Below are 12,324 nucleotides of genomic sequence, written 5' to 3' on the forward strand. Positions count from 1 at the left end.
ACAGGGAAATGGCAAGGCGTAATAGGGCTCTTGCTATCTCGATTCCTACGCCAGCATAATCTGGATCAGGTTCGGTGGGTTAGCAGGCAAACCCGCTTCTCAGCTTTGTTAAACACAAAGCACCCCATGAGATATTTTGAGAGACTATTGTAAAGAGTCGTTCAGGCGATGTCTATTTGAGAAAGAATGCGCTCTACAGCACCTTGGTTCTGCTGAGCAAAGGCCAAAGCTTTTTGGCCTTGTAAAACCCTATTTGTAGGGTTCGCAGCCAGTGCGTTGAGATCCTCTTGTAACTCAGCCAAATTATCACAGCGCAGAGCACCACCAGCCGCTACTAATTGCTCAGTGATATCTTTAAAGTTAAAAGTATGTGGGCCAACCAGCACAGGCTTCGCCAACAATGCTGCTTCAATAGGGTTATGGCCACCCCGCTCAATCATGCTGCCCGCCACAAACGCCACATCCGATGCTTGATAATACTGCAACAATTCCCCCATGGAGTCTCCAACCACAACGGCATGGTCAGACCATGTCGTCAGATAATGAGCACTACGACGCGCCACCTTGGTAAAACATTGACGGGCTTGTTGGAAGACCTGTTCAAAACGTTCAGGGTGTCGAGGCACGATCAGCAACAAGGCATCAGGGCATTGTTTTAGCAGTTGTGCATGAGCTTCGAGAAATAAGCCATCTTCCCCTTCATGGGTACTGGCAGCAATCCACACAAAAGAGGAAGATATTTGCTCTCGCCAAGTACAGTTAATGACCTCATCTGGTAGGGTAAGATCAAACTTCACATTGCCCGTGACCAACACCTGCTTGGCACCAAGCCGCTTTAAACGTTGAGCATCGTCTTCAGCATGGGCAAAAAAACGATCAGGCAAAGACATTAAAGGTTTCGAAACCAGAGCAAAACGCTGATACTGGCGAAATGAGCGATCACTTAAGCGAGCATTGATCACGTCTACCGTGAGGTTTTGTCGTTTAGCTTGCCGCAATAGGTTTGGCCAAAGTTCTGTCTCAACTATCCACAAATGCGGACACTGAATACGAGATAAGCCCAACATTACCGCGACACGCCAATCCACAGGCAAATACTTATGCTGCGCCTGCGGAAAGCTTTTCGCTACCTGTTCTGCCCCAGTTGGGGTAACGGTAGTGATTAACAATCGACCTGCTGGACGTCTTTTCTGCCAAGCCAACACCAAGGGTCTAACGGCTAACACCTCCCCTACCGACGCACAATGTATCCATAAATCTGCCTCAACCTTTGGCCCAAGACCAAAGGCCTGAGCCAAACGATAATTAGGATAACGTCGCTTAAAACCGATAATTTTCCACAAGATCACCGGCGATAACAGCAAAAGAAGGAGGCTATAAAACCACATACTTAGTCTTTAACATCACTAAACTGTTGGCTATGAAGTTGAGCATAGGCACCTTTAAGCGCCAACAGCTCAGCATGAGTTCCTTGCTCAATGATCTGCCCATCATCTACAACCGCAATAATATCGGCTTTTTCTATGGTAGATAGACGGTGAGCAATAGCAATGGTGGTACGATTTTGCATCAAGTTTTCCAACGCCAATTGAATTGCACGCTCAGACTCGGTATCCAAAGCTGAAGTCGCTTCATCCAAAATGAGAATCGGCGCATTTTTCAAGATGGCTCGAGCAATCGCAATGCGCTGACGCTGGCCACCAGAAAGCAGTACACCGTTTTCCCCAACCATGGTGTTTAGACCAGATTCTAGCTGTTGTATAAAGTCCCAAGCATTCGCCGCCTTGGCTGCGTCAATAACCGCTTCATCACTAGCATCACGCAAACTGCCATAGGCTATGTTCTCTCGAATAGTGCCGTTGAACAAGACCACTTGCTGATTAACCAAAGCGATGTTGGCGCGTAAATCTTTCAGCTGGTAACTGTTAATCGAATGGCCATCGATTTGAATCTGATCTTCCGCCACATCATAAAAACGTGGAATCAGGTTCGCCATGGTCGACTTACCACTACCAGAGCGGCCCACCAAGGCTAGGGTTTTACCTGCTGGCAACGATAGATTAATGTTTTTCAAAGCCTGTTTTTCTGCACCAGGGTATTGGAAGGTCAAACTGTTCCAATCCAAGGCGCCAGTGAAACGGCCGACTGTTTTTTTACCAAAATCGTTTTCTTCCGCCATGTCTAGAAAAGCAAAAATACTGTAGGCCGCTGCAATACCCTTTTGCAGAATACTGTTCACTTCCGTTAACTGACGCATTGGTTTACTTAGCATGCCGGCAGCACCAATGAAGGCAACGAAATCACCAGCCGACATGGATGCACTAATCGTAGGATCAAGCGCCAGCCAAATTAAGCTTGCTAAGGCCACGGCGACAATGAACTGGACGATTGGCACATTCAGCGCCCGAGTCATCTCCATTTTCAATTGCGAGCGGCGGTTTTCTTCTGCGGCATCACGAAAACGCTGTTTTTCATATTGGTTGCCACCGAAAATTTTGACAACCTCATGCCCTTTAATGGCCTCAGATGCCACATCAGTGACACCGCCCATAGCATCCTGAATGCGTGTACTCAGCTTTAAGAAGCGCTTAGATGCATAAGAAACCACTACACCGATTAAAGGGATGATAAGCAAAAACAGCAAAGACAAACGCCAGTTGGTATAGAGCATATAGCCCATCAAGCCGATCACAGTAAAGCCTTCTCGCAGCAAGACACGAACCGCCTGTGTGACAGAGCCAATAACCTGCTCGGTATCGTAAGTGAGTTTGGCTAGCAAGCGACCTGTTGGGGTTGCGTGATAATAGCTCGACGGCAAAGACACCAGCTTATCGAACATCTTGGTGCGAAGATCAAAAACCACCTGATTGGCGACTTTCGCCATGAAGTAAGACCCTAAGAACGTACCAATACCACGAATAATAAAAACCCCTAAAATCGCCGCAGGAATCACCAATCGGCTTTCTGAGACCTTATTATTCGAGACAACATCAACAATATGTTTAAGCAGAGCTGCCAATGCAGGCTCCATGATTGAGTACATAAGGTAACCGACAATACTCAAAAGCACATAAAACCAAGAAGAGCGTAAGTACCCTAATAGGCGAAAATAGACTTTTGCACTGGATACTTTTTTAGCCGGTTGCTCAAGCTCAAGTGGCTCTTGATTTTGCATTTACAAGTTCGCCTTTTCGATGATTGCGGTGGTTGAATAACCATCGACAAAAGTCAGTACCTTTACTTCACCACCGTGGTCGAGCACATGCTGCGCACCGACGATAGTATCAATCGTGTAATCCCCGCCTTTCACCAAAACATCGGGGGATAAAGCTTCGATAATTTCTTTTGGTGTGTCTTCATCAAACCAGGTGACCCAGTCGATAGCACCGACGCCTTCCAATACTGCCATGCGATGAGCAAGGTTATTGATAGGACGCTTCTCCCCCTTAAGGCGTTTTACGGATTCATCAGTATTCACTGCAACGATTAAACGATCACCCAAAGCCTTCGCTTGTTTCATATAAGCCACATGACCCGGGTGTAGGATATCGAAACAACCATTGGTGAAGACCACTTTTTTACCATCCATTTGCGCCAGTTTAATCTGCTCCAAAATATCGGTCGGAGATAAAACACCAAAATTAGTGGTGCGATTACGCTGAAACATGATGGCTTCTAATTGTTCGGCACTGATAGAAGCCGTGCCCAATTTACCCACCACAAAGCCAGCGGCTTGATTGGCATATTCCACCGCATCGGTAAAACGCTTGCTGGTCACAAAAACTGCAGTCAACACAGCAACAACAGTGTCTCCTGCACCAGTCACATCAAATACTTCTTGCGCGGCAGTGGCCAACGAGAAAGGCGCCTTGCCACTTTCAAGTAGCACTAGGCCATCTTCACCACGGGTCACTAACAATGCTTGCCACGAGTATTTATCCCGTAAGGCTTTGGCTTTTTCTTCTAACTCTTTTGTTGAGTTACATGGACCAACAATGTTTTCGAACTCTAACAAGTTAGGTTTGACTAGAGTTGCCCCTTGATAAATTGAGAAGTCATCCCCTTTCGGATCAATAAAGCTCGGTACTTTGGCCGCATTCGAAAGTTGGATTAGGGTTTGCACATCGGCCAAACAACCTTTTGCGTAATCGGAATAAACAACCGCATCAGAATATTCAAGGCAGGCTTTCACTTTCTCTGCAACAGCTCTGTTCTGGGACAAGCTGTCAGCACGTTCTTCAAAATCTAGGCGAATCAATTGTTGATGACGACTCATCACACGCAACTTTGTGATGGTCGGTAAATCAGGTGAGTGTACAAATTGACAATTAACACCTTCAGCTTCCAAGCAGCGCTTTAAGACCTGTGCGTTATCGTCTTCCCCAACCACCCCAACTAAGGTAACGGCCACGCCTAATTTAGCTAAGCCTAACGCAACGTTAGCGGCACCACCTGGGCGGTCTTCTATGTCAGATACTTTAACTACTTGCACCGGTGCTTCTGGTGAAATACGAGATGTGCCACCATGCCAGTAGCGATCCAACATAACATCCCCTACGACGAGGATGTGTTTGTCCTTGAAATTTAAATAAGAAGAGTTCATATCAACAACATATTAATCGATTTTTGAGAGCGACCATCTTATCATACTCATAATGTAAGTTGGACATACCAAGATCATACGAAATAAGGCTATTTACATAATGCTTAATTCTACTCTTTCTACCTGTGAAAAGTTCCTCTTTGAACATCTCTTACCAAACTGGTCGGAGCACGGTATCGATGCAGAACACGGATACAGTTATGAAAGTTTAAACCACGACTGGAGCCGAACGAGTGTAGGTCGCCTGCGTTTACTCACTCAATGTCGACAGTTATATACTTTTAGCCACGCTTGTAAGCTAAAAGAAGACAGCCCTTGGCGCGATAAGCTCACACCACTGTTTGAATTTATTATTAGTCATTATTACCTAGATGATCGTTGGATATTTTCATTAAATGACGACCTAACCGTCAAAGACGAACAATCTGACGCCTATGCACTGGCCTTTGTATTGCTGTCGTTTAGTCATTATTACCAATTTAGCGGTGACCAGCGTGCGCTGTCTTATATGAAACAAACGCACCAATTTTTAATGGCAAATATGCAAGCCAAAACGGGTGGTTTTTATGAAGCCTATCCCGTAGACCTCACTCAGGTTCGTCGCCAAAATCCACACATGCACTTACTGGAAGGCTATATTGCTGCCTACCAAGTCAGTGACGATATTCAATATAAACAAAGTATCGAGCTTTTACTCAACCTCACCCATGAGCACTTTTATGATAAAAACTCTCGAACACTTAGAGAGTTTTTTACTAATGATTGGCAAATACACCCAGAAATTGGTCATCAGGTAGAGCCTGGCCACCACTTTGAGTGGGTCTGGCTTTTATACCAGGCTTATAAAATCTGCCCTGACCCTGTTCATCTAGAGCTCGCTCAGCAGTTGTTTTCCACCGGCACACGTCATGGCATGAGTGAAGAAGGTGGCGTCTACAATCAAATAGATGCCAATACTTATGTCCCTCTAGATAAAGAAAAGCGTATTTGGCCTATCACTGAATACCTTAAAGCCATTACGGTTATACCGATTGGGAAAGAAGAAAAGCAATTAAGATTAGAAAGCGCCTTGGGATTTATGCAGCAGTATTATTTACAAGAAGATGGTCGCTGGAATGAATACCTAGACAAAGAAAATAATGCGAAAGATTTCCCATTACCCGGCACCAGTAGCTATCACATTTTTCTCGGCCTAGTGGAAGTGCTAACATGGCAGCAAGCAAACTAAGGATCTAGAGTTTAGACTTCTTTTCACACTGAATTAAGGGGTTGGCTCTATAAGAGCCAACTTCCACTGACTCATTTAGGACACAACATTATGTATATCGTCACAGGCGGCGCCGGATTTATCGGCAGCAACATCATTAAAGCCTTGAACAACAAGGGCATCAGTAACATCTTATTAGTCGACGACCTAACCGACGGCAAAAAGTGCCTAAACCTTTCCGATCTCAACATCGCCGACTACATGGATATGTATGATTTTCTGGAAGCGATTAAAAACAACACTTTAAACATTGTACCGACCGCTGTTTTCCATGAGGGTGCTTGCTCTGCGACCACTGAATGGAATGGTAAATATGTTATGGATGTTAACTACCAATACTCCAAAGCGGTATTAGATTTTTGCTTAGCGCATAAAGCACCTTTCTCTTATGCCTCTTCAGCCTCTGTTTATGGTTCTGGTCCGGTATTTGAAGAATCTCGTCAAAATGAAAAGCCTCTTAACATGTATGCGTATTCTAAATTTCAATTTGACCAGTACATTCGCAACATCTTACCAACCGCTAGTAGCCAAATTGTTGGCTTCCGTTACTTCAATGTATATGGACCTCGTGAACAACATAAAGGCAGTATGGCAAGTGTCGCTTTCCACTTAAGAAATCAGGTGCTTGCTGACGAAAACCCTAAGTTATTTGGTGCTTATGATGGTTATGAAGCCGGTGGCCAAAGCCGTGACTTCATTTATGTAGAAGATTTGGTGAATACCAAACTTTGGTTCTTAGAAAACACTGATAAAAGCGGTATTTTCAATTTAGGTACTGGCAACGCAGAGCCATTCAGAACCATAGCAGAAACCGTTATCAGCCATTATGGTAAAGGGGAAATCGAGTACATTCCTTTCCCAGAACACTTAAAAGGGGCTTATCAAAGCTTTACTCAAGCAGACATTACTAAATTGCGTGATGCTGGCTATCAAGGCAACTTCCGCGGCTTAGCACAAGGGGTACAAGACTACCTAAACTGGCTAGACACTAATGGCTAAATACCTGATAGTCGGACCTTCTTGGGTTGGCGACATGGTGATGGCACAAAGCCTTTTCATTTCCCTTAAACAAGCAGATGAAAAGGCCATTATTGATGTTATTGGTCCAAATTGGTCACTGCCGATTCTTGCCCGCATGCCCCAAGTTAGAAACGCCATTGCCCTACCTACTGGTCATGGGGAATGGGGTATTAGCACCCGCCGAAAGCTTGGTCATAGCTTACGTCATGAGCAGTATGATGAAGCTATTGTGATGCCTCGCTCTTGGAAGTCGGCTTTGGTTCCCTTCTTTGCGAAAGCCAAACATAGAGTTGGCTTTCATGGTGAGCAGAGATATGGATTGCTAAACGAGCGTCGTAAGCTTGATAAAAGCATCTTAAACCAAACAGTAAAGCGTTTTGTCTCCCTTGGTTTGCCTAAGCAACAGGCTTATCCACCGCTTGAGCTTCCGCAACCAAAACTTGAACTCGATGCAACTAATCAACAAGCCTTGTATGACAGCCTCAATCTTTCACAACGCCCTGCAATTGCGTTAATGGCTGGGGCCGAGTTTGGCCCTTCTAAGCAATGGCCTATTGCTTATTTTCATCAAGTTGCCCAGCACGCGATTGCCTCTGGTTTTCAAGTTTGGGTATTGGGTGGGCCAAAAGATCAAACTGATGGAGATAAAATCGTCGCCGACCTTGGTGAATATGCCATCAACCTGTGTGGACGTACTTCTCTAATTGACGCGATTGATTTATTGGGGGCCGCAGAGCAGGCCATCAGTAATGACTCTGGGTTAATGCATGTGGCGGCCGCCGTAGGCACTCACGTGCACGGCATTTATGGCTCCACTAGCGAACTCTTTACACCACCACTTACTGAAAAAGCCGATATTCACAACCTTCATCTTGATTGCTCCCCTTGTTTCAAACGTCAGTGCCCACTTGGTCATACTGACTGCCAAAACAAGCTCTACCCAGAAACCATCATTAATGCGTTAAATCTACCCAATTCGGAAACCCTGCATGACCTTACCTAGGACGACACCCACCCTAAGCGCAGCATTAATTGTGAAAAATGAGTCTAAAAACCTAGAGACCTGCTTAAAAAGTCTAGCAGGATGGGTTGATGAAATTGTCATTCTTGACTCGGGTAGTACCGATGATACTCAGCAAATCGCAGCAAAATACACCCCTCATTTTCACCTCAAAGAAGACTGGCAAGGCTTTGGCCTTCAGCGTCAAGCAGCCCAAAAATTTGTCTCTACAGACTATGTACTATGGGTTGACGCCGACGAAGTCGTCACAGACGAACTGAAAAAGAATATTTTACACGCCGTGTCTAACGATAAGCCGCAAACAGCCTATCAAATAAACCGTAAAAGTTGGGTATTTGGACGCTTTATTGAACACTCTGGTTGGTATCCTGATTATGTCACCAGGCTCTACAAAATTGATGAGGGACGTTATTCTGATGACCTAGTACATGAAAAGGTTATCTTAGAGCAAGGCATCCAAATTGATAGCCTAGTAGGAGACCTTACTCATTACACCTATGATGATTTACAGCATTATCTGGTTAAATCCGCGTCTTACGCTAAGCTTTCCGCCGATCAAAAACAAGCTCGTGGCAAAACGACTTCCTTAAGCAATGCTAGCTTACATGCCTTCGCCTGCTTCGTGAAAATGTATGTGATTAAACGAGGCTTTTTAGATGGTAAGCAAGGTTTTTTACTAGCAGTATTATCGGCACACTCTACTTTTGTAAAATATGCCGACCTATGGATTCGCTCCCAACCTAAACGACCAGACTAAGCGGTTGCTTCTTGATATAAAGCTAACAACGCCTGTACGTGTTTGTGTTGATCAAAATACTCTTGAGCACGTTGCTTAGACAACACAGATAGGCGTTCACGCTCGCTCACATCATCACATAGTAGCGCCAGTGCTTTAGCAAACGCGGCGCTATCCGCTGGATCAACGAGCATCCCTGTGTCGGCAATAATTTCTGGAATAGCGCCGTGGCATGAGCCGACAATAGCTTTACCCACCGCCATAGCCTCGATTACCGTCAAACCAAACGCTTCTAATTGAGAAGGAATAACCACCAGATCCATGTCCATAAGCAAGGCTTGTGTCTGCTCGCTAAAGCCATAGAAGGTCACCTTGGATTCAAGTCCATTCGCTTCGACATAGTCTTTTAAAATTTGAGCATATTCACTTGAGCCGCCCGTTTCTGGACTTAGGCCACCCACAATCACTAGATGGGTATCTTCTTGGGCCAGTACAGAAAAGGCTTTTAGCAATTCCTCATGACCTTTGCCATGGGATACCCTCCCCACAATGCCAATGATTTTGCATGTTTCAGACAAGCCTAACTCTTGCTTCAACCCCAAACCTTGCAACCCTTGATCTGGCATCTCGGTTCCCAGCCATAGGGTTTTATTGCGCTCAGGAGGAACAGGCAAAGCCTTTACATTAAAGGAGCGAGTAAAATGACTAATGGATAATAATAGATCAAGATTACGATAGATAAATCTATGATAGAAATCTTGTTTAGGGCGCTTCACTCCCATATGGTCAGTAAAGATAAGAGTAAAGCCACAGAGTTTTTTTAACAGCACTGCCAGCATTAGATCGCTGGATTTATGGCAGTGCACATGACTAATAGCATGCTGCTTTATCCATTTTGCCATTGTGAAAAGCTGGCGATAGCCTTCACCACGACTCGAAAGCGTAAAGGTATCCTTGAATACGGATGCCATGCTTTGGTGAATCGGCGTACCAGATTGAGCAATACCATAGACATTTTGACCTTGTTGCAACATGGTTTTACCAACGCGAATTGGGTACATTTCCAAGCCACCAAAACCGCTGGATAAACACATGTGCAAGACATTTACTGGCTGTACCATGAATCAGTTCTTCCTTATTAATTCTTTGTACCAAGCTTCAATTTCAGCGAACCTTGACGTTACCTTCATATCCATTAACTGATCCTCTAGCTCGTTAGGAGAAATAGGCAACCAACGACCGGAGGTATTTAACGTTTGCCAGCGTAACGGGGTGGAAGAACGCTTCTTGGGGTAGAAACCAATGGTTGGCACATCTAACGCTCCAGCAATATGCAAAGGCCCTGTGGACCCTGCCAGGAATAAACTGCCGGTGGCAATAGAGCGCATAAAGTCTGCAAGGCCATCGTTCTTATCATATAAGATGGCCTTCACCTTACCAGCTAGGCTATCCACCAAACCTTGTGATGCTTCAGACTCTCCTGGCCCTGCGGTAATCACAAATTGAAAGTCATCTAACGCATCGAGAAAGCAAATCAGCTCCCCCCATTGATCATTACTTAATGTGTTAGAGGAACCACCAGTCACAGGATGTACAAAACAAAGCTTCTTGTTCGCCTGCACGCCAATACTTTCCAACTTTACCCGTTGCTGAGTTAACGCCTCATCAGAGTAAGAAAAGATTTCCGAGACGTCAGCGCTTACCTTGCCCCCTAAAATTTCAATAAAGTAATATGCTAAATCTAGATTGTAGCGAAACTCTGGTTTTAAGGATTGCGAACGGCGCTGTTTCAGCCTGTGGGTGTAAAGAAACTGCACCCACTTTGTTGCGGGAGCAAGGCGCACAGGTATTTTCGCCTGCCTCACTAAGGTTGCATTATAATGATCAGAAAATAGACAGATTGCCGCATCAAAACCATGTTCTTGTAACTGTTTCGCTAACACGTCTTTATGCTCTGGATCTTTAGTGTCGATGATGACGTCATCAATCCATGCGAATGATTCGGCAATAGCTTGAGTGTATTTGGGAACTAAGGCCGTTACGGTAGCGCTAGGGAAGGCTTTTTTAATTGCCTGAATGGCCGGCAAAGCTAATACAAAGTCACCAATTTTATCATTGCGGACCACGAGTATTTTGGTTATTTCGGGCATTCAATCTTTCCTTAAGATTCACTTGGCATGCATGAGGGCAAATACTTTAAATGCAGGCACTGCACCTGAAGCCACTATTATAGCGAGTGAAACCGACAGACAGTAGTTAATATCCACGTCATTCTAAGTAGGTTTTTCTAGGCTTTCAACGAAAAGAGTAGGCAAACAGGCTAATTCACACTAGTCTAAAAGAAAAACAAAAAGGAGCGTTGCATGAAATTCGAACTGGTTGATCGACAAGGTTATATCCCAGATCTAAACTACGGGGAAAGCGGCCAAGAGCTGGCGTGTTTTGTTCCCAGCGCCTACACATTTCAGCAGACTAATTATCAAAATGGCGAAGGAGAAGTCCTTATCGACGGCCATAGCTGGCAATTCTTTTTTACCCATGAAGGCATAGGTATCAGGCTCCTTGATGGCATAGTCACTCTCAAAGAAGCCGAGACTTTCTTACAAGCTATCAAGTCACATATTTGGGGAGACGCCCATCAACAAGTGCAAATATTCATGGCAGGAGTGACACCAAAGTAATTCGTCTACCCGCTGGTCAGTGGGCAAATTACTTGCCCACTGACCACTCTCAAACTCACTACACTAACTCACTTTACTAAAAAGCGAATATCACCCTGTATCGTTTCGTTCGGCGACAGTATTTGCATACCACCTTGAGCGTCACTCCATTCAGGATGGTTGAAAGCATTGGTCACATGGGAAACAGGCTCTAAGCAAAAATAATCTTCTCCTTCTGGGCTGTATACCACTAGATGGCGAAACATATCGGAGGCCTTAATTGTCATACAGGCTTTGTTGTCTGGCCACTCAATACGTGCCAATCCGTCCCACTGGGTAAAGTTATTATCTAACCCCTTAAGCAGCTTTCCTTGAGCAAGCGCAGCGGTCGCCTCATGAGAAAAAACCTCTTGTTCCGGAATATTTTTGTCAGAGCCTAACCACATTCCTTCACATTTAGCCGTAACCTGCATGCCCTCTAGCCAATTAAAATATGGATGTAAGCCCATACCTGCCGGCATGGTTTGTGTCGACGTATTGGTCAATTTTAGGGTAACTTTCAACCCCTGGTCGGACAATTCAAACCTCTGCTCGGCCAAGTAAGAAAATGGCCAGCCGTGGGAAGCAACGTCTTGATGAGGCATCTCAAAAACGATACTCAGGCTAGAGGTACTTTGTTCTGTGACTCGCCAAGCCCCCATCCAGCTATGCCCATGGATCATAAAGCTGCCAGACAAATTACTTAACAATGGGTATTCTTGCTGCTCAAAAAACAAACGGTCCTCAGCAATACGATTGGAAAAAGGGAACAATGGAAAACAGCCCGTTTGAAACGCTTTTGGTTCTCTTTGCTCATTCGCTTGTGCAGCTCTCAGCCAATCGATTTTTTCGCCGTTTTGATCAAGACTTTGATAGGATAAAATTGTGCCCCCTAACTCAGGGGATATCACTACAGATATTGAGTCATGAGTCAAACACACATTTTGACTTAACTGCTCTTTCATACTTACCTCTAAC

General features: G+C 44.8%; 11 protein-coding genes and 1 riboswitch. Of the genes, 5 read left to right on the plus strand and 6 right to left on the minus strand.

What is annotated here, in order from left to right; translation table 11 throughout:
• Window positions 1–24: 24 nt before the first annotated feature.
• Window positions 25–137, minus strand: a riboswitch (TPP riboswitch).
• A 24-nt stretch (window positions 138–161) separates the two neighbouring features.
• From ABJF92_RS12145 to hldE, 3 genes are read right to left on the minus strand one after another with little or no spacing between them, the layout of a single operon-like run.
• Complete coding sequence (locus ABJF92_RS12145; protein ID WP_446816048.1) at window positions 162–1,388, minus strand: 3-deoxy-D-manno-octulosonic acid transferase; 1,227 nt, start codon at window positions 1,386–1,388, stop codon at window positions 162–164.
• 2 nt (window positions 1,389–1,390) lie between these two features.
• Entirely contained in the window at window positions 1,391–3,175 is a 1,785-nt protein-coding gene (gene msbA, locus ABJF92_RS12150; RefSeq protein WP_446816049.1) for a lipid A export permease/ATP-binding protein MsbA, read from the minus strand.
• On the minus strand, window positions 3,176–4,603 hold the full coding sequence (hldE, locus tag ABJF92_RS12155) for a bifunctional D-glycero-beta-D-manno-heptose-7-phosphate kinase/D-glycero-beta-D-manno-heptose 1-phosphate adenylyltransferase HldE (RefSeq protein ID WP_446816050.1): 1,428 nt from the start codon (window positions 4,601–4,603) through the stop codon (window positions 3,176–3,178).
• A gap of 100 nt (window positions 4,604–4,703) precedes the next feature.
• Between hldE and ABJF92_RS12160 the strand changes: the two genes are divergently transcribed.
• From ABJF92_RS12160 to ABJF92_RS12175, 4 genes are all read left to right on the plus strand, one after another.
• Window positions 4,704–5,831 (plus strand): AGE family epimerase/isomerase, encoded by a 1,128-nt coding sequence (locus tag ABJF92_RS12160; protein WP_446816051.1) that lies wholly within the window; start codon window positions 4,704–4,706, stop codon window positions 5,829–5,831.
• Between the two features lie 90 nt (window positions 5,832–5,921).
• Window positions 5,922–6,869: an ADP-glyceromanno-heptose 6-epimerase gene (gene rfaD / locus ABJF92_RS12165; RefSeq protein ID WP_446816052.1), complete on the plus strand. Its 948-nt coding sequence runs from the start codon at window positions 5,922–5,924 to the stop codon at window positions 6,867–6,869.
• Window positions 6,862–7,893, plus strand: coding sequence for a lipopolysaccharide heptosyltransferase II (gene waaF, locus ABJF92_RS12170; protein WP_446816053.1), 1,032 nt, complete (start codon window positions 6,862–6,864; stop codon window positions 7,891–7,893). The genes rfaD and waaF overlap by 8 nt, the downstream gene beginning before the upstream one ends.
• Complete coding sequence (locus ABJF92_RS12175) at window positions 7,880–8,668, plus strand: glycosyltransferase family 2 protein (RefSeq protein ID WP_446816054.1); 789 nt, start codon at window positions 7,880–7,882, stop codon at window positions 8,666–8,668. The genes waaF and ABJF92_RS12175 overlap by 14 nt, the downstream gene beginning before the upstream one ends.
• Here the strand turns inward: ABJF92_RS12175 and ABJF92_RS12180 are convergent.
• A complete protein-coding gene (locus ABJF92_RS12180; protein ID WP_446816055.1) occupies window positions 8,665–9,768 on the minus strand; it encodes a glycosyltransferase in 1,104 nt (367 codons plus the stop codon). The genes ABJF92_RS12175 and ABJF92_RS12180 overlap by 4 nt on opposite strands.
• A gap of 3 nt (window positions 9,769–9,771) precedes the next feature.
• Window positions 9,772–10,797 (minus strand): glycosyltransferase family 9 protein, encoded by a 1,026-nt coding sequence (locus ABJF92_RS12185; protein ID WP_446816056.1) that lies wholly within the window; start codon window positions 10,795–10,797, stop codon window positions 9,772–9,774.
• Window positions 10,798–11,010: 213 nt separating this feature from the next.
• Between ABJF92_RS12185 and ABJF92_RS12190 the strand changes: the two genes are divergently transcribed.
• Window positions 11,011–11,328 (plus strand): hypothetical protein, encoded by a 318-nt coding sequence (locus tag ABJF92_RS12190; RefSeq protein WP_446816057.1) that lies wholly within the window; start codon window positions 11,011–11,013, stop codon window positions 11,326–11,328.
• A gap of 68 nt (window positions 11,329–11,396) precedes the next feature.
• Here the strand turns inward: ABJF92_RS12190 and ABJF92_RS12195 are convergent, their stop codons facing one another.
• Window positions 11,397–12,311: an aldose 1-epimerase gene (locus tag ABJF92_RS12195; protein ID WP_446816058.1), complete on the minus strand. Its 915-nt coding sequence runs from the start codon at window positions 12,309–12,311 to the stop codon at window positions 11,397–11,399.
• Window positions 12,312–12,324 lie beyond the last annotated feature (13 nt).

Origin of the sequence: Marinomonas sp., from assembly GCF_039940335.1 — a bacterium.
In the GTDB taxonomy this organism is placed as follows: domain Bacteria; phylum Pseudomonadota; class Gammaproteobacteria; order Pseudomonadales; family Marinomonadaceae; genus Marinomonas.